The organism is Pseudoxanthomonas koreensis (assembly GCF_010093225.1).
Classification (GTDB): Bacteria; Pseudomonadota; Gammaproteobacteria; order Xanthomonadales; family Xanthomonadaceae; genus Pseudoxanthomonas; species Pseudoxanthomonas koreensis.
In genome coordinates this window covers 15,759-38,856 of record NZ_PDWM01000023.1, presented here as the reverse complement: position 1 = coordinate 38,856, position 23,098 = coordinate 15,759, and the positions used below count along the sequence as shown (strand labels likewise).

Annotated in this window: 17 protein-coding genes and 1 tRNA gene; 16 read left to right on the top strand and 2 right to left on the bottom strand. The window is 68.8% G+C overall.

The window, feature by feature from the left end; genetic code table 11:
• Nucleotides 1-2 precede the first annotated feature (2 nt).
• From nuoI to pnp, 14 genes are all read left to right on the top strand, one after another.
• Nucleotides 3-491 carry an NADH-quinone oxidoreductase subunit NuoI gene (gene nuoI, locus CSC64_RS08640; RefSeq protein WP_162434919.1) on the top strand — a complete coding sequence of 163 codons (489 nt, stop codon included), beginning with the start codon at nucleotides 3-5 and terminating at the stop codon, nucleotides 489-491.
• A 7-nt stretch (nucleotides 492-498) separates the two neighbouring features.
• Entirely contained in the window at nucleotides 499-1,143 is a 645-nt protein-coding gene (locus tag CSC64_RS08635; RefSeq protein WP_162434918.1) for an NADH-quinone oxidoreductase subunit J, read from the top strand.
• Entirely contained in the window at nucleotides 1,140-1,445 is a 306-nt protein-coding gene (nuoK, locus tag CSC64_RS08630; RefSeq protein WP_162434917.1) for an NADH-quinone oxidoreductase subunit NuoK, read from the top strand. The genes CSC64_RS08635 and nuoK overlap by 4 nt, the downstream gene beginning before the upstream one ends.
• A 183-nt stretch (nucleotides 1,446-1,628) precedes the next feature.
• Entirely contained in the window at nucleotides 1,629-3,764 is a 2,136-nt protein-coding gene (gene nuoL, locus CSC64_RS08625) for an NADH-quinone oxidoreductase subunit L (protein WP_162434916.1), read from the top strand.
• A gap of 19 nt (nucleotides 3,765-3,783) precedes the next feature.
• Nucleotides 3,784-5,295, top strand: coding sequence for an NADH-quinone oxidoreductase subunit M (locus tag CSC64_RS08620; RefSeq protein ID WP_162434915.1), 1,512 nt, complete (start codon nucleotides 3,784-3,786; stop codon nucleotides 5,293-5,295).
• A 13-nt stretch (nucleotides 5,296-5,308) separates the two neighbouring features.
• Nucleotides 5,309-6,757, top strand: a complete 1,449-nt coding sequence (nuoN, locus tag CSC64_RS08615) for an NADH-quinone oxidoreductase subunit NuoN (RefSeq protein ID WP_162434914.1) — start codon at nucleotides 5,309-5,311, stop codon at nucleotides 6,755-6,757.
• A gap of 596 nt (nucleotides 6,758-7,353) precedes the next feature.
• Nucleotides 7,354-7,430: transfer RNA gene (locus CSC64_RS08610), tRNA-Met, on the top strand.
• Nucleotides 7,431-7,662: 232 nt separating this feature from the next.
• Nucleotides 7,663-8,271 carry a ribosome maturation factor RimP gene (rimP, locus tag CSC64_RS08605; protein ID WP_162434913.1) on the top strand — a complete coding sequence of 203 codons (609 nt, stop codon included), beginning with the start codon at nucleotides 7,663-7,665 and terminating at the stop codon, nucleotides 8,269-8,271.
• Between the two features lie 6 nt (nucleotides 8,272-8,277).
• The gene (gene nusA, locus CSC64_RS08600) at nucleotides 8,278-9,789 is read left to right on the top strand and encodes a transcription termination factor NusA (RefSeq protein WP_162434912.1); all 1,512 of its coding nucleotides are present in this window, start codon (nucleotides 8,278-8,280) and stop codon (nucleotides 9,787-9,789) included.
• Between the two features lie 130 nt (nucleotides 9,790-9,919).
• Nucleotides 9,920-12,553: a translation initiation factor IF-2 gene (gene infB, locus CSC64_RS08595; protein WP_162434911.1), complete on the top strand. Its 2,634-nt coding sequence runs from the start codon at nucleotides 9,920-9,922 to the stop codon at nucleotides 12,551-12,553.
• 19 nt (nucleotides 12,554-12,572) lie between these two features.
• On the top strand, nucleotides 12,573-12,971 hold the full coding sequence (gene rbfA, locus CSC64_RS08590) for a 30S ribosome-binding factor RbfA (RefSeq protein ID WP_162434910.1): 399 nt from the start codon (nucleotides 12,573-12,575) through the stop codon (nucleotides 12,969-12,971).
• Between the two features lie 177 nt (nucleotides 12,972-13,148).
• Nucleotides 13,149-14,090 carry a tRNA pseudouridine(55) synthase TruB gene (gene truB / locus CSC64_RS08585; protein ID WP_162434909.1) on the top strand — a complete coding sequence of 314 codons (942 nt, stop codon included), beginning with the start codon at nucleotides 13,149-13,151 and terminating at the stop codon, nucleotides 14,088-14,090.
• Nucleotides 14,091-14,275: 185 nt separating this feature from the next.
• The gene (rpsO, locus tag CSC64_RS08580; RefSeq protein ID WP_052633351.1) at nucleotides 14,276-14,536 is read left to right on the top strand and encodes a 30S ribosomal protein S15; all 261 of its coding nucleotides are present in this window, start codon (nucleotides 14,276-14,278) and stop codon (nucleotides 14,534-14,536) included.
• A 197-nt stretch (nucleotides 14,537-14,733) separates the two neighbouring features.
• Complete coding sequence (pnp, locus tag CSC64_RS08575) at nucleotides 14,734-16,839, top strand: polyribonucleotide nucleotidyltransferase (RefSeq protein WP_162434908.1); 2,106 nt, start codon at nucleotides 14,734-14,736, stop codon at nucleotides 16,837-16,839.
• Nucleotides 16,840-16,938: 99 nt separating this feature from the next.
• On the opposite strand, the gene CSC64_RS08570 is transcribed toward pnp, so the two are convergent.
• Nucleotides 16,939-17,682: a Crp/Fnr family transcriptional regulator gene (locus CSC64_RS08570; protein ID WP_162434907.1), complete on the bottom strand. Its 744-nt coding sequence runs from the start codon at nucleotides 17,680-17,682 to the stop codon at nucleotides 16,939-16,941.
• Between the two features lie 108 nt (nucleotides 17,683-17,790).
• Here CSC64_RS08570 and hisS point away from each other — a divergent pair, with 108 nt between their 5' ends.
• Both hisS and CSC64_RS08560 read left to right on the top strand, forming a co-directional pair.
• Nucleotides 17,791-19,215, top strand: a complete 1,425-nt coding sequence (hisS, locus tag CSC64_RS08565) for a histidine--tRNA ligase (RefSeq protein WP_162434906.1) — start codon at nucleotides 17,791-17,793, stop codon at nucleotides 19,213-19,215.
• A 1-nt stretch (nucleotide 19,216) separates the two neighbouring features.
• Nucleotides 19,217-21,127, top strand: a complete 1,911-nt coding sequence (locus CSC64_RS08560; RefSeq protein ID WP_162434905.1) for an HAL/PAL/TAL family ammonia-lyase — start codon at nucleotides 19,217-19,219, stop codon at nucleotides 21,125-21,127.
• Here CSC64_RS08560 and CSC64_RS08555 read toward each other — a convergent pair.
• Nucleotides 21,124-22,959, bottom strand: coding sequence for a sensor domain-containing diguanylate cyclase (locus tag CSC64_RS08555; RefSeq protein WP_162434904.1), 1,836 nt, complete (start codon nucleotides 22,957-22,959; stop codon nucleotides 21,124-21,126). The two genes, CSC64_RS08560 and CSC64_RS08555, sit on opposite strands and share 4 nt — an antisense overlap.
• Nucleotides 22,960-23,098: the final 139 nt, after the last annotated feature.

Genomic DNA, 23,098 nt, shown 5'->3' with positions numbered 1-23,098 from the left:
CGATGAGCAAAGTCGTCCACTACTTCAAGAGCCTGATGCTGCTGGAGCTGCTCCGGGGCATGGGCCTGACCCTGCGCTACCTGTTCCGTCCCAAGTACACGCTGATGTACCCGATGGAGAAGTTCCCGCAGTCGCCGCGCTTCCGTGGCCTGCACGCGTTGCGCCGCTATCCGAACGGCGAGGAACGCTGCATCGCCTGCAAGCTGTGCGAGGCGGTGTGCCCGGCGCTGGCGATCACCATCGACTCGACCCGGCGCGAGGACGGCACCCGCCGCACCACGCGCTACGACATCGACCTGTTCAAGTGCATCTACTGCGGCTTCTGCGAGGAAAGCTGCCCGGTGGATTCGATCGTGGAGACGCACGTGCTGGAATACCACTTCGAGAAGCGCGGCGAGAACATCGTCACCAAGCCGCAGTTGCTGGCCCTCGGCGACCGCCTGGAGGCGGAGATCGCCGAGCGCCGCGCCGCCGACGCCGCCTACCGCTGAGGCCACGATGGACTGGATAAAGATCCTCTTCTACGCCTTCGCCGCCTCCGCGGTCGTTTCCGCCGGCGCGGTGGTCAGCGTGCGCAACCCGGTCAACGCAGCGCTGTGCCTGATCCTGACCTTCTTCTCGGTGGCCTGCGTGTGGCTGCTGGTCGGCGCCGAGTTCCTCGGCGTGGCCCTGGTGCTGGTCTACGTCGGCGCGGTGATGGTGCTGTTCCTGTTCGTGGTGATGATGCTGGACGTCGACGTAGCCGCGCTGCGTGAGGGCTGGGTCAGGTTCCTGCCGGTCGGGATCGTGGTCGCGGTGGTCATGCTGGTGCAGATGCTGGCCCTGATCGGGGTCAAGGCCAGCCTGGCCACGCCGTTCCCGGACAATGCGGCCGCCGCCGCGGCCGACGCCGGCAACACGCAGTGGCTTGCCCACCACCTGTTCACCGGCTTCATCCTGCCGTTCGAGTTCGCCGCGGTGATCCTGACCGTGGCGGTGATCGCGGCGGTGATGATCACCCTGCGCAAGCGCACCGGGATCAAGACCCAGAACCCGTCCGCGCAGTCGCGGGTCAAGGCCAGCGACCGCCTGCGCATGGTGTCGATGCCGGCGGAGAAGCCCGCGCCCGCTGCACCCCCGGCTGAAGGGGAGGGCCAGGCATGATCACGCTCGGACACATGCTCGCGCTCGGCGCGGTGCTGTTCTGCATCAGCATGGCCGGCATCTTCCTCAACCGGAAGAATGTCATCGTCCTGCTGATGTCGATCGAACTGATGCTGCTGTCGGTCAACATCAACTTCATCGCGTTCTCGCGCGAACTGGGCGATGCGGCTGGCCAGATCTTCGTGTTCTTCATCCTCACGGTGGCCGCCGCGGAGGCGGCCATCGGCCTGGCGATCCTGGTCGCGCTGTTCCGCACCCGCGGCACGATCAACGTCGGCGAGGTGGACTCGCTCAAGGGCTGAGCCCTCGCGAGCCACTGGCTCGCGCGGCTCAGCGCCCGGCCTGGGATGGCCGGGCAGGGTTCTCCGGAGCCCGCGTGGTACCGCCAGGGATGGCGGGGGAACCAATGATTGCGCGGCGCCCAACCCTCGAAGGGTAGGCGCCAAGCCAGCCATGACGGCACGTACTGGAACAGACGGCACACCATGATCATCTCCAAAACCCACCTGCTGCTGATCGTCCTGGCCCCGTTGCTGGGCAGCATCGTGGCCGGTCTGTTCGGGCGCCAGGTCGGCCGCAAGGGCGCGCAGTACGCCACCATCCTCGGCGTGGCGGTGAGCTGCGCGCTGTCGTGCTGGGTGCTGTACCAGTTGGTCGCCGGCGGCGCCTCGCCGTTCAACGAGAACGTGTACACCTTCTTCCAGGTAGGCAGCTACGACGCCCATGTCGGCTTCATGGTCGACCGCCTGACCGCGATGATGATGGTGGTGGTGACCTTCGTCTCGCTGCTGGTCCACGTCTACACCATCGGCTACATGGCCGACGACCCGGGCTACCAGCGCTTCTTCAGCTACATCTCGCTGTTCACCTTCAGCATGCTGATGCTGGTGATGAGCAACAACTTCCTGCAGCTGTTCTTCGGCTGGGAAGCGGTGGGCCTGGTCTCCTACCTGCTGATCGGCTTCTGGTTCAAGCGCCCGACCGCGGTGTTCGCCAACATGAAGGCGTTCCTGGTCAACCGCGTGGGCGACTTCGGCTTCCTGCTGGGCATCGCCGGCGTGCTGCTGTGGTTCGGCACCCTGGACTACGCCACCGTGTTTGCCCGCGCGCCGATGCTGCAGGACGGCCACGTGCAGATCTTCGCCGGGCACCCGTGGAGCGTGGCTACGATCATCTGCGTCTGCCTGTTCATCGGCGCCATGGGCAAGTCGGCGCAGGTGCCGCTGCACGTGTGGCTGCCGGACTCGATGGAAGGCCCGACCCCGATCTCGGCGCTGATCCACGCCGCGACGATGGTCACCGCGGGCATCTTCATGGTCGCGCGCATGTCGCCGCTGTTCGAGCTGTCGGAGACCGCGCTGCACTTCGTCCTGTTCATCGGCGCGACCACCGCGTTCTTCATGGGCCTGATCGGCATCGTCCAGAACGACATCAAGCGCGTGGTCGCGTACTCGACCCTGTCGCAGCTGGGCTACATGACCGTGGCCCTGGGCGTGTCCGCCTACTCGGGTGCGGTGTACCACCTGATGACCCACGCCTTCTTCAAGGCGCTGCTGTTCCTGGCGGCCGGCTCGGTGATCATCGGCATGCACCACGAGCAGGACATGCGCCGGATGGGCGGGCTGCGCAAGTACATGCCGGTCACTTACTGGACCAGCGTGGTCGGCACCCTGGCCCTGGTCGGCACGCCGTTCTTCTCGGGTTTCTACTCGAAGGACACGATCATCGAGGCGGCCGCGCACCACGCGCACCAGACCCACCACTGGATTGCCACCTACGCCTACTGGGCGGTGCTGGGCGGGGTGATCGTGACCAGCTTCTACAGCTTCCGCCTGCTGTTCATGACCTTCCACGGGCCGGAGCGGTTCCGTGATGCGCACGGCGGGCATGGCCATGGCGAGCATGCCGATCCGGCACATGTGCACGATGGCCACGCGCACGACGACGAGCATCATGGCCACGACGACCATGGCCACCACGGCGCGCACGAGCCGCACGAGTCGCCATGGGTGGTGACCGTGCCGTTGGTCCTGCTGGCGATCCCGTCGGTGCTGATCGGCTTCTTCACCGCCGGGCCGATGCTGTTCGGCACGGACTGGAAGGGCAACCACCATGCCGCGGCGATCCCGGGCCAGGAGGTGGGCTTCTTCACCGGCGCGATCGATTTCCTCGATCCGGCGCGCGACACCATCGCCCAGGTCGGCGCGGAGTTCTGGCACGGGCCGGTCGCGTACGCGACCCACGGCATGCTGATGCCGGCGTTCTGGCTGACTGTGGCCGGCTTCCTGCTGGCGGCGCTGCTGTACCTGTGGAAGCCGGACCTGGCCGGCCGCGCGCGCAGCGCGTTCGCGCCGCTGGTCCGCATCCTCGAAGAGAAGTACGGCTTCGACCATCTGTGGATCAAGGGCTTCGCCGGCGGCGGCCTTGCGCTCGGGCGCCTCTCGCGCTGGATCGACAGCACCCTGATCGACGGCGTGATCGTCAACGGCAGCGCGCGGGTGGTCGACCTGGCCGCCTCGCTGCTGCGGCGCACCCAATCCGGATACCTCTACCACTACGCCTTCGCGATGATCCTCGGCCTGATTGCACTGCTGGCCGTGCTCATGCGGTTCTGGCGCTGACTGTACGGAAGAACTAGACGTGGCGAACACGCACCTGTTGAGTGTCCTGATCTGGCTGCCGGTGATCGGCGGCGCGCTGATCCTCGCCCTGGGCAACGCCCGGGCGCAGGCGGCGCGCTGGGCTTCGGTGATCGTGGCCCTGGCCACGTTCCTCTGGAGCCTGCGCCTGCTGACCGGGTTCGACTATTCCAACCCGGGGATGCAGTTCGTCGAACAGCACGCCTGGATCCCGGCCTACGGCATCCACTACAACCTGGGCGTGGACGGCATCGCGATCGCGCTGATCCTGCTGACCACCCTGGTCGGCCTGCTCGCGCTGATCGGCGCCTGGGGCGTGGTCAACAAGCGCGTGCACCAGTACGTGGCCTCGTTCCTGATCCTGCAGGGCGTGACCGTCGGCATCTTCGCTGCCACCGACGCGATCCTGTTCTACGTGTTCTTCGAGGCCATGCTGATCCCGATGTTCCTGATCATCGGCGTCTGGGGCGGGCCGCGGCGCATCTACGCGGCGATGAAGTTCTTCCTCTACACCTTCCTCGGTTCGGTGCTGATGCTGGTGGCGCTGGTCTACCTGTATCTGAAGGGCGGCAGCTTCCAGCTGGCCGACCTGTACGCACTGCCGCTCACCGCCAGGGAGCAGACCTGGATCTTCTTCGCCTTCATGATCGCCTTCGCGGTCAAGGTGCCGATGTTCCCGGTGCACACCTGGCTGCCGGACGCGCACGTGGAGGCGCCGACCGCCGGCTCGGTGATCCTGGCCGCGATCGCGCTGAAGATCGGCGGTTACGGCTTCCTGCGCTTCAACCTGCCGATCACCCCCGATGCCGGCCAGGAATGGGCCTGGCTGGTGATCGCGCTGTCGCTGATCGCGGTGGTCTACGTCGGCCTGGTCGCCCTGGTCCAGGACGACATGAAGAAGCTGGTCGCGTACTCGTCCGTGGCGCACATGGGCTTCGTCACCCTGGGCACCTTCATCGTCTTCACCCTGGTCCGCGACTTCGGTTCGCTCGACGCGGCGCGCCTGGGCCTGCAGGGCGCGATGGTGCAGATGGTCTCGCACGGCTTCGTCTCCGGCGCGATGTTCACCTGCATAGGCGTGCTCTACGACCGCATGCATACCCGCCGCATCGCCGACTACGGTGGCGTGGCCAACGTGATGCCGTGGTTCGCCGCGTTCTCGATGCTGTTCTTCATGGCCAATGCGGGCCTGCCGGGCACCAGCGGCTTCGTCGGCGAATTCATGGTGGTCATGGCCAGCTTCCAGAAGCACCCGGTGGTCGCCTTCCTCGCCGCCACCACCCTGGTGATCACCGCCGCGTACACGCTATGGCTCTACAAGCGGGTGTTCTTCGGCGAGGTCGGCAATGCCCACGTGGCGGAGATGAAGGACCTCGATGCCCGCGAGACGCTGGTGCTGGGGGTGTTCGCCGCCGGCGTGCTGCTGCTGGGCGTGTGGCCCAAGCCGCTGACCGACCTGATGGAACCGTCGATCGCGCAACTGGCGGTGCAGATCGCCACCAGCAAGCTGTAAGGACCTGCCGAAGATGACCACCTCCCTCGCGATGCCGTCCGCCTCCGAACTGCTGCCGCTCCTGCCCGAGCTGGTGCTGATCGGCGGTGCCTTCGCCCTGCTGATCGCCGACCTGTTCATCGAGGCGCGGCACAAGGTCTGGACCCACTTCCTGTCGGTGCTGCTGCTGGTCGTGGTGCTGGCGATGCTGGCCACCGGCACGGGCGGGCAGGGCGTGGTGTTCAACGACATGTTCGTGCGCGACACCGCCGCCGACGTGATGAAGATCGCCATCGTGCTGATGAGCACGCTGACCCTGGTCTACGGCTGGAGCTACCTGCGCGAGCGCAACCTGTACCAGGGCGAGATCCCGGTGCTGATCCTGTTCGCCACCGCCGGCATGATGATGCTGGTTTCGGCCGGCAGCCTGGTCATTGTCTACCTGGGCCTGGAACTGCTGGCGCTGAGCTCCTACGCCCTGGTCGCCGCCGACCGCGACAACGGCAAGGCCACCGAGGCGGCGATGAAGTACATCGTGCTCGGTTCGCTGGCCTCGGGCCTGCTGCTGTACGGCATGTCGCTGGTCTACGGCGCCACCGGCAGCCTGCACCTGGACGCGATCAACGCCGCCATCGCCGGCAGCGAACAGCGCACCCTGCTGCTCACCGGCACGGTGTTCATGGTCGCCGGCGTGGCTTTCAAGCTCGGCGCGGCGCCGTTCCACATGTGGCTGCCTGACGTGTACCAGGGCGCGACCGCGCCGGTCGCGCTGTTCATCAGTTCTGCCCCCAAGCTGGCCGCGTTCGGCATGGCGTACCGCCTGCTGGAAACGGGCGTGGGTCCGCTGGCCGACGAATGGAAGTGGCTGCTGGCCGGCCTGTCCGCGGTGTCGCTGGTGGTCGGTAACCTGATGGCCATCGCCCAGAGCAACCTCAAGCGCATGCTGGCGTATTCCACTGTTTCGCACATCGGCTTCCTGCTGATGGGCCTGGCCGGCGGCGACGAGCGTGGCTATGCGGCGGCGCTGTTCTATGCGATCTCCTATGCGTTGATGTCGACGGCAGCCTTCGGCGCGATCATCGCGCTGTCGCGGCAGGGCTTCGAGGCCGAGAACATCGACGACTTCAAGGGCCTGAACGCGCGCAATCCGTGGATGGCCGGCCTGGTCCTGTGCACGATGGTCTCGCTGGCGGGCATCCCGGTGTTCCTGGGCTTCTGGGCCAAGCTGCTGGTGCTGGGCGCGGCGGTGCAGGGCGGAATGCTGTGGCTGGCGCTGCTGGGCGTGATCTGCGCGGTGGTCGGCTGCTTCTACTACCTGCGCGTGGTCAAGGTCATGTACTTCGACGAGCCGGTCGGCGCGCCGCTGCCGGCGCACAACGACCGTGTCCTCGGCGTGGTCCTGGGCGTCAATTCGCTGGGCCTGCTGGCCCTGGGCCTGGCTTGGAACCCGATCATGGTGTGGTGCCAGCGCGCTTTCATGTAATCCGTGGCGGCAGCACTTCCCCCGATCCGAAAGCCCCCGGTTGATGCCGGGGGTTTTTGTTTGTCCGGCGCTCGTTCTGGGCAGTGCCGGGGAGCTGGAGCTGAAGAGCTGGGGAGGGCGCTGGCTCCGGCGGGAGCCGCCGCACTCCCCGGGTGCCGCTTTTCCCGCGTGGGGGCTTCCTGCCCCCAAGCGGGCGCAGGCCATCCATGGCCTGCTTGGCGCGGCACCCGGGGAGTACGGCGTCTTCGGGGGGTGTCCCGGTCGCGGCTTCGTTCAAGGTGGGGAAGACCGGAGCTTTGCTTTGGCTTTGTCGAAGCCACGACCTGGAAGCCGCCTGAGGACGTCGTGCCAAGGGGATATGGCCCAAGTGGCACATGGATGTGCCACGGCCCCGCGTAAAGACAGGATGTCGTCCCGCGGGGTGGGCCCCGCTTTACTTGAAATCCGGCCCCTTGGTACGGCGGCCCCGTCCGGAGCCGGTGCTGTTGCTCGGCGGAAGCCGGTGCTGTTGCTCCGCGGAAGTACCCACGGTTCAGCCGGCCGACACATCCAAGGCTTGCAACAATCCCCGCCAATCGCCATAATTCCGCCTCTGCTGCGGGGTGGAGCAGTCTGGCAGCTCGTCGGGCTCATAACCCGAAGGTCGCAGGTTCAAATCCTGCCCCCGCTACCATGTTTCGCGGTTCCGTCTTCCCGGTCGTACAAGGGCAGGCGGCAACCGCAAAGCCTGGGCTTGCAACGGCGCATGTTCCCGCCGTTGCGCCGATTCCAGCACATCGGATGGGAAGCCCAGGCGGGTCTCCTGTCGGACACGGGGCCCAGTCGGGCCCTTTGTCGTTTCCGGGGCCCGGATTTTTTCCACAGCACACCGCCGTTCTGTTTCCTGCGTCCCGAGTAACGCCGCAATGAGCGAGAAGCACAGCGAAATCGCCGAGCTCCTGCGCCCGACCGTCGAGTCGCTGGGCCTGGACCTGCTGGGCATCGAGTACCTGCCGGCCCCCGGCGGCGCGACCCTGCGCCTGTACATCGACGTCCCCGCCGGCGAAGGCGCCGGGGATGCGCGCGTGGTCACCATCGAGGACTGCGAGTCGGTCAGCCGCGAGGTGTCCGCCCAGCTCGATGTCGCCGACCCCATTTCCGGCAACTACACCCTCGAGGTGTCCTCGCCGGGCCTGGACCGGCCGCTGTTCGGCGCCGCGCAGTTCGCCCGTTTCATCGGCGAACAGGCCAAGGTCGGGCTGAAGCTGCCGCAGGATGGTCGCCGCCGCCTGCAGGGCCGGATCCTGCGCGTGGAAGGCGGCAACGTCGTGTTCGAACTGGACGGCAGCGAGTTCACCGCCGCCGTCGACAACATCGACAAGGCGCGCCTGGTCCCGGACTGGGCCGCGCTGGGCCTGGCGCCCAACAAGTATTCGCCCTCCAACAAGGGCAAGCCCGCGCCGAAGCCCGGCAACGGCAGCAATGGCAAGCAACCCTCCAACAAGCCGGCGGCCGGCAAGCCGCATGCGGAGTAACGACGAATGAGCAAGGAACTTCTTCTGGTAGTGGACGCGGTCGCCAACGAGAAGGGCGTGCCGCGCGACGTCATCTTCGACGCGCTGGAAGCCGCGCTGGCCTCCGCCGCCAAGAAGCGCTACATCGACCAGGACGTGGTCGCGCGCGTGGCGATCGACCGCAAGGACGGCAGCTACGAGACCTTCCGCCGCTGGGAAGTGGTGGCCGACGACGTGGTCATGGAGTCGCCGGACCGCCAGATCCGCCTGATGGACGCGGTCGACGAGGCCGACGGCGTCGAAGTCGGCGACTGGATCGAAGAGCAGATCGAAAACCCCGAGTTCGGCCGCATCGCCGCCCAGGCCGCCAAGCAGGTCATCGTCCAGCGCGTGCGCGAGGCCGAGCGCCAGCAGGTCGTGGACGCGTGGAAGGACCGCGTCGGCGAGCTGGTCACCGGCGTGGTCAAGCGCGCCGAGCGCGGCAACATCTACGTCGACCTGGGCGGCAATGCCGAGGCCTTCATCCCCAAGGACAAGGGCATCCCGCGCGACGTGCTGCGCGCTGGCGACCGCGTCCGCGGCTACCTGTTCGAAGTCCGCAGCGAACCGCGCGGCCCGCAGCTGTTCATCAGCCGCGGTGCGCCTGAATTCATGATCGAGCTGTTCAAGCTCGAGGTGCCGGAAGTCGGCCAGGGCCTGGTCGAGATCAAGGCCTGCGCCCGCGACCCGGGCGACCGCGCCAAGATCGCGGTGGTCGCCCACGACAACCGCACCGACCCGATCGGCGCCTGCATCGGCATGCGTGGCTCGCGCGTTCAGGCGGTGAGCAACGAGCTCAACGGCGAGCGCGTGGACATCGTGCTGTGGAACGACAACCCGGCCAACTTCGTCATCAACGCGATGGCGCCGGCCGAGGTGCAGTCGATCATCGTCGACGAAGAGAAGCACTCGATGGACCTGGCCGTGGCCGAGGACCGCCTGGCCCAGGCGATCGGCAAGGGCGGCCAGAACGTGCGCCTGGCCAGCCGCCTGACCGGCTGGCAGCTCAACGTCATGACCCAGGACCAGGTCGCGGCCAAGTCCGAGGCCGAGCAGGCCGTGGCCCGCCAGCTGTTCATGGACAAGCTGGAGGTGGACGAGGAGATCGCCGGGATCCTGGTGGCCGAGGGCTTCAACACGGTCGAGGAAATCGCCTACGTGCCGGTCGGCGAGCTGCTGGCGGTGGAAGGCTTCGACGAGGACATCGTTGAGGAGCTGCGTTCGCGCGCCCGCGACGCCCTGCTCAACGACGCCCTGGCGGTGGAGGAGGAACTGGACGAGCACCAGCCGGCCGAGGACCTGCTGGCGCTGGAAGGCATGGACGAGGAGACCGCCTACGCCCTGGCCGGCCATGGCGTGCGCACCTCCGGGGACCTGTCCGACCTGGCCGCCGACGAGGTCGTCGAGTTCGGTATCGAGGGGCTGGACGAGGCCCGCGCCGCGGCGCTGATCCTGGCCGCACGCGCCGAGGAGATCGCCCTCCTGGAGCGTGGCGCGTGAACCGCGCCGCCTCCCATCCGGGGCGCGGCGCATGAGCCGGCGATGAACACCGCCCTGCACCGTCCAGGGCTTAGAATCCGCGTTTCCCTTGCACCTGGCGAGGGGGCGCCACCAGGAGCATAGGATCCGAATGTCGCAGCAAACCACCATCCGCAAGCTTGCCGAGCTGGTCAACACCCCCGTCGAGAAGCTGTTGGAGCAGTTGGCCGAGGCCGGCATGTCCTTCAGCGACCCGGACCAGGTCGTGACCAGCGCCGAGAAGCTCAAGCTGCTCGGCTTCCTCAAGCGCGCGCACGGCAAGGGCGACAGCCAGGCCGAGGAAATCGCCGCGCCGAAGAAGATCACCCTGGCCCGGCGCAAGGTCCAGGAGCTCACCGTTGGCGGTGGCCGCAGCAAGACCACGGTCAACGTCGAGGTCCGGCAGAAGCGCACCTACGTCAAGGCGGCCGAGGACGCCACGGGCGCCGCACCCGCGCCCATCGTGCCGGTGAACGACGAGCACGCCGAGGTCCTGCGCAAGCTTGAGGAATCGCGCCAGCGCAACCTGGCCGAGCAGCAGCACCTGGCCGAAGTCGACCGCGTGCGTGCCGAGGAGCTCGAGCGCAAGCGCCAGGAGGAAGAGGCGGCGCGCAAGGCCGAGGAAGAGCAGCGCCGCGCCGAAGAAGAACGGCAGAAGGCCGCCGGTCCGCGCGCCGCGGCCGATGGCGAGACCGCAGCGCGCCCGGCGCGCGCACCTGCCGCCGCGCATCGCCCGGCCCCGGATCGTGGCGCGGACGATGGCCGCGGCCACAAGCACAAGACCCGCGGCTCGCACGCCATGGTCGCCGGCATCGAGGACGATTCGGCCGCCAGCCGCTTCGCCGGCCAGCTGCACCTGTCGGCCGCCGACCGCGCCCGCCGCACCACCGCCCGTCCGGGCGCCAGGCCCAAGCCGCGGCGCCAGGAGATGCGTGGCGGTTCCTCCGCCGGCGGCGCCGGTGGCTTCGAGCGCCCGACCGCCCCGGTCGTGCGCGAGGTGGCGATCGGCGACGCGATCACCGTGGCCGACCTGGCGCAGAAGCTCGCGCTCAAGGGCGGCGACGTGGTCAAGACCCTGTTCAAGATGGGCGTGATGGTCACCATCACCCAGACCATCGACCACGACACCGCCGCGCTGGTGACCGAGGAACTCGGCCACAAGGTAGTGCGCGCCGGCAACGACGACGCCGAGAGCGAACTGCTGGCCCACGTCGAGCAGGCCGAGGGCGAACTCGCCCCGCGTCCGCCGGTGGTCACCATCATGGGCCACGTCGACCACGGCAAGACCTCGCTGCTGGACTACATCCGCCGGACCAAGGTCGCCACCGGCGAGGCCGGCGGCATCACCCAGCACATCGGCGCCTACCACGTCGAAACGCCCAAGGGCGTCATCAGCTTCCTGGATACCCCCGGCCACGCGGCCTTCACCTCGATGCGTGCGCGCGGCGCCAAGCTGACCGACATCGTGGTGCTGGTGGTGGCCGCCGACGACGGCGTCATGCCGCAGACGAAGGAGGCGATCCAGCACGCCAAGGCGGCCGGCGTGCCGCTGATCGTGGCGATCAACAAGATCGACAAGTCCGACGCCGACCCGATGCGGGTCAAGAACGAGCTGCTCGCCGAGCAGGTCGTGGCCGAGGACTTCGGCGGCGACACCCAGATGGTCGAGCTGTCGGCCAAGACCGGCGACGGTGTGGACGACCTGCTGGACGCAATCTCGATCCAGGCCGAAGTGCTCGAGCTCAAGGCCGTGCCGGACGGCAACGCCAGCGGCGTGGTCATCGAGTCGGCGCTGGACAAGGGCCGCGGCCCGGTCGCCACCGTGCTGGTCCAGCAGGGCCAGTTGAAGAAGGGCGACTACCTGGTCTGCGGCATCCAGTACGGCCGCGTGCGCGCGCTGTTCGACGAAACCGGCGGCCAGCCGGCCTCGGCCGGTCCGTCGATCCCGGTGCAGGTGCTCGGCCTGTCGGGCGTGCCGGACGCCGGCGACGACTTCGTCGTGGTCAAGGACGAGCGCCTGGCCAAGGACGTGGCCCAGCAGCGCGACGCCAAGCGCCGCGAGTCGCGCCTGGTCCAGGCCGCGGGCAACCGCATGGAAGACATCATGGCCCAGATGGGCAAGGGCGAGGGCCAGCAGGTCCTCAACCTGGTGGTCAAGGCCGACGTGCAGGGCTCGGTGGAGGCGCTCAAGCAGGCGCTGGTGGCGCTGTCCAACGACCAGATCCGGATCAACGTGATCAGTTCGGGTGTCGGCGGCATCACCGAGTCCGACGCGAACATCGCGGCCACGACCAAGGCCACGATGATCGGCTTCAACGTCCGTGCCGACGCCTCGGCGCGCAAGATCATCGAGTCCAACGGCGTGGACCTGCGTTACTTCTCGATCATCTACGACGTCATCGACCAGGTGAAGCAGGTCGCTTCGGGCCTGCTGGGCGTGGAGATCCGCGAGGAGATCATCGGTATTGCCCAGGTCCGGGACGTGTTCCGCAGCTCCAAGTTCGGCGCGGTGGCCGGCTGCATGGTCATCGAGGGCGTGGTCAAGCGCAACAAGCCGATCCGCGTCCTGCGCGACAACACGGTCGTCTTCGAGGGCGAGCTGGAATCGCTGCGCCGCTTCAAGGAGAACGTGGAGGAAGTGCGCAACGGCACCGAGTGCGGCATCGGCGTGAAGGAGTACAACGACGTCAAGGCCGGCGACCAGATCGAGTGCTTCGAGCGCATCGAGGTCCAGCGCACGCTGTAAGCGGGCGAGGAGCAGCGACATGCCGACCAAGTCCTTCCATCGCACCGACCGGGTCTCGGCGCAGCTGCGCCGAGAACTGGGCACGCTGGTCCACGAGGCCGTGCGCGAGCATGGCCTGCCGTCGGTGAGCGTGTCCGACGTGGAGGTCAGCCGCGACCTGGCCCATGCCAAGGTGTTCGTCACCGCGCTGATGCCGGAACGTTCGACAGAGGCGATGAAGGGGCTGAAGGAGCTGGCGAAGCAGCTGCGCATGGAGCTGGCGCGGCGGGTCAAGCTGCGCCACGTGCCGGAGCTGCACTTCCACTACGATGATTCGGTCGACCGCGGCGAGCGCATCGAGATCCTGCTGCGCGAGAATGCGGCGGACCTGGTCGGCGACGGTGAAGGCTCCGGCAACGATCCGGGCCGGGACCCGTAACCCCCTCCGGCGGCACCGCTTTCTGTAGGAGCTCCCTTCAGGGGCGACCCGGCAGCCCCCGGAAAACGCCCGCGTTGAACGCGCCCCGTCCGGGACTCGCGCGTTGAACATCACATCCCCGGCGCCATCGGTTCGCCCCTGGAGGGGCTCCTGCAAGGACCACCATCGCAGGCCTGCATGAAATCTTCCCGTCGCTACCGCTCCCTCGACGGCATCCTCCTGCTCGACAAGCCGGCCGGCATGAGCTCCAACGCCGCCCTGCAGGCCGCACGGCGGCTGTTCCGCGCGGAGAAGGGCGGCCATACCGGCAGCCTGGATCCGCTGGCCACCGGCCTGCTGCCGTTGTGCTTCGGTGAGGCGACCAAGCTGGCCGGGCTGCTGCTCGGTTCGGACAAGGCCTACGAGGCCGGCATCGCCCTGGGCACGACCACCGATACCGACGACGCCGACGGCCAAGTGCTGCTGCAGCGGCCCGTGCCGGCGCTGGACCAGGCCGTGCTGGAGGCCGCCTTGGTGGCCCTGACCGGGGTGCTGCAGCAGCGTGCCCCGGTGTACTCGGCGCTCAAGCAGGGCGGCGAGCCGCTGTACGCCCGCGCCCGTCGCGGCGAGGCGATCGAGGCGCCGGTGCGCGAAGTCGTGGTCCATGCCATCGACCTGCTCGAATCCGGTCCGGAACAGCTGCGGCTGCGGGTGACCTGCGGCAGCGGCACCTACATCCGCAGCCTGGCCCGCGACCTGGGCGAGGCGCTGGGCTGCGGCGCGCACATCGCCAGCCTGCGCCGGCTGTGGGTGGATCCGTTCCGCGAGCCGCGCATGTTCACCCCGGGGCAGCTGGAGTCGCTGCTCGAAAGCGGCGGCGAGGCGGCGCTGGAAGCCTGCCTGCTGCCGCTGGAGGCCGGGCTGGCCGGGTTCCCGCGGGTGCAACTGGCGCCGGCCGAGGCGGCCCGCTTCGCCCAGGGCCAGCGCCTGCGCGGCCCTTGGGCGCCCGCGGACCCGGCGGCCGTTTTCTCCGACGCTGGCGTGGCGCTGGGCCTGGCCCGGGTCGACCCGGAGGGCCGGCTGTCGCCGCAGCGGGTGTTTCACGGCCATGCCGCGCCTGTCGCGCCGCCGGAAGGCTGAGCGCCACGACGCCGGATATCGCTAAAGCCTTGTCCGCAAAGGCCATGGCGGCTACAATTTGCGCGCCCGTTTTCACGGGCTTCCCTGCCGACCATTCCCGTTCCGGGAAGGCGGCCTCCGCAAGCGGCGGGTCAGGCGGTGCGCCCAGCGCGTTCCTGCCGGCCTCGCATCCACGAGAAGAAACCATGTCCATCGACACCCAGAAGATCATCGCCGACAACGCGCGCGGCACCAACGACACCGGCTCCCCGGAAGTCCAGGTCGCCCTGCTGACCGGCCGCATCGAGCAGCTGACCGAGCACTTCAAGACCCACAAGAAGGACCACCACAGCCGTCGTGGCCTGCTGCAGCTGGTCAACCGCCGCCGCAGCCTGCTCGACTACCTCAAGCGCAAGGACAACGAGCGCTACAAGGCCCTGATCGAGAAGCTCGGCCTGCGTCGCTGATGCAAGACCCGGCCGCGGCGCAGAGATGCGCCGCGGTTTGCGTTTGAGGCACCGGTCGGGCACCGGCGCCTGCAGGAATCCGTAAAACCGTTCCGGCAACGCCGGAGCAAGATAGGCAGCGGCCGGACTCTCCGGCCACCCGGTCGCGGCAAGGGTCGTACCCGGTCAATCGCAAGCAGCATCCCCAAGGAATCGACGTGGCAAAAATCACCAAAACCTTCCAGTACGGCAAGCACCAGGTCACCCTGGAAACCGGCGAGATCGCCCGCCAGGCCGGCGGTGCCGTCATCGTCAAGTTCGATGACACCGTGCTGCTGGTCTCTGCCGTCGCGGCGAAGACGGCCCGCGAAGGCCAGGACTTCTTCCCGCTGACGGTCGATTACCAGGAGAAGTTCTACGCCGGCGGCCGCATCCCGGGTGGCTTCTTCAAGCGCGAAGGCCGTGCCACCGAGAAGGAGACGCTGATCTCGCGCCTGATCGACCGCCCGCTGCGCCCGCTGTTCCCGGAAGAGTTCCGCAATGAAGTGCAGGTCATCGCCACGGTGATGTCGCTGAACCCGGAAATCGACGGCGACATCCCGGCGCTGATCGGTGCTTCCGCCGCCGTCGCCCTGACCGGCGCGCCGTTCAACGGCCCGATCGGCGCCGCCAAGGTCGGCTACATCAACGGCGAGTACGTGCTGAACCCGACGGTCAGCGAACTGAAGGACTCCAAGCTGGAGCTCGTCGTCGCCGGTACCTCCAACGCCGTGCTGATGGTGGAGTCCGAGGCGGCCGAGCTGTCCGAGGACGTGATGCTCGGCGCGGTGATGTTCGGCCATCGCGAGATGCAGAAGGTCATCAACATCATCAACGAGCTGGTCACCGAAGCCGGCACGAAGAACTGGGACTGGGCCGCCCCGGCCAGGAACGAGGCGATGGTCTCGGCGCTGAAGGAAGTCGTCGGCACCCAGCTCGAGGCCGCCTTCCAGGTGCGCGACAAGCTGCAGCGCCGCGACGCCATCTCCGCGATCAAGAAGGACGTGCTGCAGCAGCTGGCCGGCCGCGCCGAGGCCGACGGCTGGAGCACCGGTGCGCTGTCGAAGGAATTCGGCGAGCTGGAATACCAGACCATGCGTGGTTCGGTCCTCGCCACCAAGGTCCGCATCGACGGCCGCGCGCTGGACACCGTGCGCCCGATCACCTCCAAGGTCAGTGTGCTGCCGCGCGTGCACGGCTCCTCGCTGTTCACCCGTGGCGAGACCCAGGCGATCGTCGCCGTCACCCTGGGCACCGCCCGTGACGGCCAGATCATCGACGCGGTTTCCGGCGAGTACAAGGACCACTTCCTGTTCCATTACAACTTCCCGCCGTACTCGGTGGGCGAGGCCGGCCGCATGATGGGCCCGAAGCGTCGCGAGATCGGCCACGGCCGCCTTGCCAAGCGCGGCGTGCTGGCGGTGATGCCGACCATGGAGTCGTTCCCCTACACGATCCGCGTGGTTTCGGAGATCACCGAGTCGAACGGCTCCTCCTCGATGGCTTCGGTCTGCGGCAGCTCGCTGGCGCTGATGGATGCCGGCGTGCCGATCTCGGCGCCCGTCGCCGGCATCGCCATGGGCCTGGTCAAGGAAGGCAACGACTTCGTCGTGCTCTCCGACATCCTCGGCGACGAAGACCACCTGGGCGACATGGACTTCAAGGTGGCCGGTACCCAGAACGGCGTGTCCGCGCTGCAGATGGACATCAAGATCGAGGGCATCACCGAAGAGATCATGAAGCAGGCGCTGTCGCAGGCGAAGGCCGGCCGCTTGCACATCCTCGGCGAAATGGCCCACGCGATGACCTCGCCGCGCCAGGAGCTGAGCGAGTTCGCGCCGCGCCTGATCACCATCAAGATCCACCCCGACAAGATCCGCGAAGTGATCGGCAAGGGCGGTTCGGTGATCCAGGCCATCACCAAGGAAACCGGCACCCAGATCGACATCCAGGACGACGGCACGATCACCATCGCTTCGGTGAATGGCGCTGCCGGCCAGGCCGCCAAGGCCCGCATCGAGCAGATCACCTCGGACGTCGAGCCGGGCCGGATCTACGAGGGCAAGGTCGCCAAGATCATGGATTTCGGCGCGTTCGTGACCATCCTGCCGGGCAAGGATGGCCTGGTCCACGTGTCGCAGATCTCCAACGACCGCGTCGAGAAGGTCGGCGACGCGCTGAAGGAAGGCGACATGGTCAAGGTGAAGGTGCTGGAAGTCGACAAGCAGGGCCGCATCCGCCTGTCGATCAAGGCCGTCGAGGAAGGCGAGGGCGTGACCGGGTAAACCGGGCCGCTTCGCTGGACACGAAAAAGCGGGCTTCGGCCCGCTTTTTCTTTGTCCGGGTTCCGTTCGTGGAGCCGGGCAACCCCCGCCCCATCCGGGTCAGGCGGCTTCCAGCGATTTCAGGCCGGTCGGATCGAGGATCTCGACGCGGTAGGTGCCTGGCAGTGCGATCAGGCCGCGGGTGCGCAGCGCGGTGAGGCAGCGGCTGACGGTTTCCACGGTCAGGCCGAGGTGGTCGGCGATGTCGGCGCGGGGCATCGGCAGGGCGATGGAGGGGCCGGGGTCGCCGGTGCGGGCCTGGCGGCCGGCGAGCTTGAGCAGGAAGTCGGCCACGCGCTCGGTGGGGGTCATTCGCGCCAGCGACATCATCTGCTCGCGCGCGCTGTCCAGCTCGACGCAGGCGCGCTCCAGCAGCTTGCCCTGCAGGTGCGGGAAGCGGGTGCCCAGCCGCTGCATGGCATCGGTGCCGAAGCGGCACAGTTCGGTTTCGGCCAGGGCTTCGATGTCGTGCTGGTGGGTGGGTGCACCGGAGAGGCCGACGAAGTCGCCGGGCAGGGCGAACCCGGCGACCTGGCGGCGGCCGTCGGCGGACACCCGCGCCAGGCGCAGGGCGCCGCGGGTAACGGTGTACACGTGGCGGCGCGCCTCGCCCTGGCGGGCGAGCACGGTACCGGGCGCGAGCACTTGCGCGCTGGCGGTCGCCTCCAGCGCCTGGATCTCCTCGCGCGACAGCGCCGAGCAGACCGCCAGGTGGCGGACCTGGCAATGCAGGCAGGGGCCGATGGGGCCGGCATCCTCGGTGGGCGGGGTCAGGCAGGGGCTGTCGAACGGGGGCCAGGACATGCGTCGCGCCGGGATTTCGATCCGTACATGATAGCGGCGCGGCGCGGGCCGGGGATGTGCGGCCAAGGTAGAATCGCGGGCCAAAGCGTTCCACCAGGAGTTTCCCGCTTGATCAGGCCCCGCACCCCGCCCGGCGTCATGGAGCTGCTGCCGCGCGAGCAGATCGCGTTCCAGCGCATGCTCGACGTCATCCGCCGCAACTACGAGCGCTTCGGCTTCCTGCCGGTGGAGACGCCGGTGTTCGAGCTGTCCGACGTGCTGCTGACCAAGTCCGGTGGCGAGACCGAGCGGCAGGTGTACTTCGTCCAGTCCACCGGCGCGCTGGCCAACGCGGCGGCGGATGCCGAAGCCGGCAAGGCCGACAGCGGCCTGCCGGAGCTGGCGCTGCGCTTCGACCTGACCGTGCCACTGGCGCGCTACGTGGCCGAGCACGAGCACGAGCTGAGCTTCCCGTTCCGCCGCTACCAGATGCAGCGCGTGTACCGCGGCGAGCGCGCCCAGCGCGGCCGCTTCCGCGAGTTCTACCAGTGCGACATCGACGTGATCGGCAAGGATTCGCTGAGCGTGCGCTACGACGCCGAGGTGCTGGCGGTGATCCACGCGGTGTTCTCCGAGCTGGGCATCGGCGAGTTCCGCATCCAGCTCAACAACCGCAAGCTGATGCGCGGGTTCTTCGAGGCCCAGGGCGTGGCCGACCCGCAGCAGCAGGCGCTGGTGCTGCGCGAGGTCGACAAGATCGACAAGCGCGGCGCCGACTACGTGCGCGAGACGCTTGTCGGGCCGGATTTCGGCCTGCCGGAAGCGGCGGTGGCGCGGATCCTGCAGTTCGTCGAGGTGCGCTCGTCATCGCACGCCGATGCGCTGGCCAGGATCGACGCGGTGCTGGAAGGCGCAGGCGAGGGGGCCAGCACGGTCCTGCGCGAGGGCGCGGCCGAACTGCGCGAGGTGCTCGGCCTGGTCAAGGCGTTGGGCGTTCCGGAGTCGGCGTACTGCCTGAACTTCTCCATCGCCCGCGGCCTGGACTACTACACCGGCACCGTCTACGAGACCCAGCTGGTGGAGCACCCGGGCATCGGCTCGATCTGCTCGGGCGGGCGCTACGAGGACCTGGCCAGCCACTACACCAAGTCGAAGCTGCCCGGCGTGGGCATCTCGATCGGCCTGACCCGGCTGTTCTGGCAGCTGCGCGAGGCGGGCCTCATTGCCGGCATCGCCGAGAGCAGCGTGCAGGCGATGGTGGCGCTGATGGACGAGGCGCAGCTGCCGCAGGCGCTGGATATCGCCCGCCACCTGCGTGCCGGCGGGATCAACACCGAGGTGCAGGTGGAAGCGCGCAAGGTCGGCAAGCAGTTCCAGTACGCCTCGCGTGCCGGGATCCGCTTCGTCGTGCTGGCCGGCGAGGACGAGCTGGCGCGCGGCGTGGTCGCGGTCAAGGACCTGGTGCGCGAACAGCAGTTCGAAGTCCCGCGCGAGGAACTGGCCGGCGCCCTGCGCGTGGAGCTGGAACAGGCGCGTGCCCTGGCCGGACGCTGACATGAATCCGATCCGCCTCGACGGCCAGTCCCTCACCCGCGAACGCCTCGTCGCCGTCGCCAATGGCGCGCCGGTCGAACTGGACCCGCAGGCGCTGCAGGCCGTGCAGCGCGCCGCCGACTTCCTCGCCGAGCAGGTCCGTCGCCAGGAGCCGATCTACGGCGTCTCCACCGGCTTCGGCTCCAATGCCGACAAGCTGCTCGGCGCGCACCCGCTGCGCGATGAACTGCCCGGCGCCACGCCCTCGGGCCGTTCGCTGCACGAGGAGCTGCAGCGCAACCTGATCGTCACCCACGCGGTGTGCGTGGGCGAGCCGATGGCCGCCGACGTGGTCCGCGCGATGCTGTGCATCCGCATCAACACCCTGCTCAAGGGCCACTCGGGCATCCGGGTGCAGACGCTGCAGGCGCTGGCGGCGATGCTCAACGCCGGGATCGTGCCGGTGGTGCCGCAGCTGGGCTCGGTCGGCGCCTCCGGCGACCTGGCGCCGTTGTCGCACCTGGCCATCGTCCTGCTCGGCGGTGGCGAAGCGTTCTTCGAAGGCGAGCGCCTGCCCGGCGCCGAGGCGCTGCGCCGCGCCGGCCTGCAGCCGGTGTCGCTGTCGTACAAGGAAGGTCTGGCGCTGAACAATGGCACCGCGCAGATGCTGGCGATGGGCGTGCTGGCGCTGCAGCGCCTGGAGCTGATGCTGGACACCGCCGACCTGGCGGCGGCGATGACCATCGACGCCTTCGCCGGCCGCCTGGGCGCGTTCGCGCCGGAAGTGCATGCGCTGCGTCCGCACCCGGGGCAGGTCAGGGTCGCCGCGAACCTGCGCGGCCTGCTCGCCGGCTCGACCCTGGCGGACATCGCCTACCCCCTGGTGCCGCGTTTCCGGCAGTGGCTGCCGACAAGCTGGGACACCGCCGACGCGCAGGCGCTGCGCTTCGACATCGGCTGGGACTGGGTGCCGGCCGACCAGCGCCACGGCCGCGAGAAGTTCTACCTGCGCTTCCTGCCGTTCCGTGGCGGCAAGAAGCACCAGCCGCAGGACAGCTATTCGCTGCGCTGCATCCCGCAGGTGCACGGCGCGGTGCGCGATGCCGCCGCGCAGGCCGCGCGCGTGCTGGAGATCGAGCTCAACGCTGTCACCGACAACCCGCTGGTGTTCCCGGACAAGGCCGATGCCACCCACGTAGAAGAGCAGGTGATCTCCGCCGGCCACTTCCACGGCATGCCGCTGGCGCTGGCGCTGAGCTACCTGAAGGCAGCGATCCCCACCCTGGCCTCGATCTCCGAGCGCCGGCTCAACAAGCTGGTCGACCCGGCCACCAGCGACGGCCTTCCGGCGTTCCTGATCGGCAACGAGGACGGCACCGAGTCGGGGCATATGATCGTGCAGTACACCGCCGCGGCGATCGTCAACGACCTGGCCAGCCGCGCGCACCCGGCCTCGGTGTTCTCGGTGCCGACCAGTGCCAACGCCGAGGACCACGTGTCGATGGGCGCCAACGAGGCGCGCCACGTCCTGGCCATGGTCGAGGACCTGGGCAAGGTGCTGGCGCTGGAGCTGTACACCGCCGCGCAGGCGCTGGACCTGCGCCGCGACATGATCAACGCCGCCCGTGCCCTGGCCCGGCGCGCCGACGCGGCCGCGCTGGCGGCCAAGGTGCAGGGCGGCCCAGCCGCCGAAGCCCCTGGGCGCGAACGCTTCCTGGCCGAAGTCGAGGAACTGCGCGCCCAGCTGGCGCAGGCCGACGCCTTCCATCCGGGCACGGCGGTGGCCGCCGCGCACACGCGCATCCGCGCCCCCGTGCCGTTCCTGGAACGCGACCGCGCGCTCGATGGCGAAGTCGCGGCGATGGTCGCCCTGGTCGCGTCCGGCGGACTGCTGCCGGCGACGACGGCCGGCGCGCCTGCGCCGGCCGGCTAGCCCCCGGCCACCCGGACCTGGTCGCGGCCGCCGGACTTGGCGGCGTACAGCGCATCGTCCACCACCTGCAGCGCCTGGTCGGTGGCGATGCTTTCATGCTCGGCGCCGGTGTCGACCGCGTGCACGCCGATGCTGGCGGTCACCGTCACCGCCGGCCCGCGCGTGCGCAGCGGCTCCTCGCGCAGCCGGGTGCACACTTCCTCGGCCAGTTCGCGCGCGCGGTAGACGTCGACGCCGGGCAGGGCGGCGATGAATTCCTCGCCGCCGTAGCGCGCCACCAGCGCGCCCTGCGCGCCGAGGATGCCCTCGATCACCCGCGCGCAGCGGCGCAGGCAGTCGTCGCCGACCAGGTGGCCGTGGCGGTCGTTGATCGCCTTGAAGTGGTCAAGGTCGATCATCATCAGCGACAGCGGCTGGTCCTGCAGCCGCGCCGCCTCCCGCAGCGCGTCGAAGCGTTCGCGGAACCAGGCGCGGGTGTACAGCCCGGTCAGCGCGTCGTGGCGGCTGGCCTCGCGCAGTCGCGTGTGCGCGGTTTCCAGCTCGGCCAGCGCGGTACGCAGTTCGGCCGTGCGTTCGAGCACCTGCGACTCCAGCTGGACCTTGGCCCGGCGCACGATCCGCTCGTTCTCGTTGCGCAGCGCCGCGTAGCGGTAGCTGAGCGCGACCGAGAGCAGCAGCATCTCCAGCGCCGAGCCGATCTGCACGCCGTACACGGTGAGGAAGGATTTGGGCAGCAGGCCGAAGGCCAGCAGGGTGAACATCGCCGTGCCGAGCAGGAACATGCCCCAGGCCAGCAGGAACAGCCGCGCCGAGCGGTCGCCGCGGCGCATCGCCGTCAGGGTCACGGTCAGGATCCAGAGGATGCTCAGCAGCACCGTGGCAGCGGCCACCGGCGTGGCGATGCGGTAGGGCAGCCACAACGAGGCGATGCCGAGCACCACGTAGAACGCGATCACGCCCAGCGAGATGCGGTTGCCCGCCGGCCACACCGCCGGCAGGCGCAGGAACACGCGCGCGAACTGCTGCATGCCGATCTGCGACAGGCAGATCGACAGCGGCACCGACAGGTCGGCCAGCCGCGGCGAGCCCGGCCACAGGTATTCGAAGCCCAGGCCGTTGAGCGTCATCAGCACCAGGCCGAATGCGCTGAGGTGGAACAGGTACCAGAAGTAGCTGGCGTCGCGCAGTGCCAGCCACAGCACCAGGTTGTAGAAAAACAGCGCGATCAGGATGCCGTAGTACAGGCCGATGCCGAATTGCGCGTCGCGCGAGATCCCGATGAACGCCGCCGGCGTGTACAGGGTCAGCGGCACCTGCATCGAGCTCTGGCTCTGCACCCGCAGCAGCACTTCCACCGGCGCGCCGGTGGGCAGGTCGAGCATGAAGTTGGGGTAGCGGTAGCTGACGCTGCGCGCGTTGAACGGCAGGTGGTCGCCGCCGCCGCGGTGGACCACGCGGCCGTCGGGATAGCGCAGGTACAGGTCGAGCCGGTCGCTCAGTGGATAGTCCTGCACCAGCAGCCAGTGCGGCTGGGCCGGGTCGAGGTTGTGCAGGGACAGGTGGAACCAGTACGCGCCGGGCTGGAAACCGAAGGCCGCGCCGGTGTCGGGCAGGGGGACGAAGCCGCCGGCGGCGGCCTGCTCCCAGGCGTCCCCCGCCTGCAGGGTGCCAGCCTGGTCGTGGAAGTAGCGGGTGTAGGGGCCCAGCTCCAGCTGGGTGCGGCCGGGCTCCAGCCGGGCGGGCGCCTGTGCCGCGGCGAGCGCGGGCAGCAGCAGGGCCAGCACCAGCAGCCAGCCTTGGAACCAGGTCCTTCGGTGTTTCCGCTGCTCCATGCTTCCCCCGGAACGCCCGTTCCCGTGGCCGTGGGACGGCTGCCGGCGAGTGTACCGGGCCGGCGGCGGGTTGCGCCGCGGGGGTTGACCGGATCAGCGGCGGGCTGTTCTAATGTACTAACGCATTAATACATTGGAT

What these genes read in the sequence shown, in the direction of transcription:
- nusA (WP_162434912.1), top strand. Translation starts at nt 8,278, where the DNA reads ATGAGCAAGGAACTTCTTCTGGTAGTGGACGCGGTCGCCAACGAGAAG.
- nuoI (WP_162434919.1), top strand. Translation starts at nt 3, where the DNA reads ATGAGCAAAGTCGTCCACTACTTCAAGAGCCTGATGCTGCTGGAGCTG.
- rimP (WP_162434913.1), top strand. Translation starts at nt 7,663, where the DNA reads ATGAGCGAGAAGCACAGCGAAATCGCCGAGCTCCTGCGCCCGACCGTC.
- truB (WP_162434909.1), top strand. Translation starts at nt 13,149, where the DNA reads ATGAAATCTTCCCGTCGCTACCGCTCCCTCGACGGCATCCTCCTGCTC.
- CSC64_RS08635 (WP_162434918.1), top strand. Translation starts at nt 499, where the DNA reads ATGGACTGGATAAAGATCCTCTTCTACGCCTTCGCCGCCTCCGCGGTC.
- nuoN (WP_162434914.1), top strand. Translation starts at nt 5,309, where the DNA reads ATGACCACCTCCCTCGCGATGCCGTCCGCCTCCGAACTGCTGCCGCTC.
- rpsO (WP_052633351.1), top strand. Translation starts at nt 14,276, where the DNA reads ATGTCCATCGACACCCAGAAGATCATCGCCGACAACGCGCGCGGCACC.
- CSC64_RS08555 (WP_162434904.1), bottom strand. Translation starts at nt 22,959, where the DNA reads ATGGAGCAGCGGAAACACCGAAGGACCTGGTTCCAAGGCTGGCTGCTG.
- rbfA (WP_162434910.1), top strand. Translation starts at nt 12,573, where the DNA reads ATGCCGACCAAGTCCTTCCATCGCACCGACCGGGTCTCGGCGCAGCTG.
- infB (WP_162434911.1), top strand. Translation starts at nt 9,920, where the DNA reads ATGTCGCAGCAAACCACCATCCGCAAGCTTGCCGAGCTGGTCAACACC.
- CSC64_RS08570 (WP_162434907.1), bottom strand. Translation starts at nt 17,682, where the DNA reads ATGTCCTGGCCCCCGTTCGACAGCCCCTGCCTGACCCCGCCCACCGAG.
- nuoL (WP_162434916.1), top strand. Translation starts at nt 1,629, where the DNA reads ATGATCATCTCCAAAACCCACCTGCTGCTGATCGTCCTGGCCCCGTTG.
- nuoK (WP_162434917.1), top strand. Translation starts at nt 1,140, where the DNA reads ATGATCACGCTCGGACACATGCTCGCGCTCGGCGCGGTGCTGTTCTGC.
- CSC64_RS08560 (WP_162434905.1), top strand. Translation starts at nt 19,217, where the DNA reads ATGAATCCGATCCGCCTCGACGGCCAGTCCCTCACCCGCGAACGCCTC.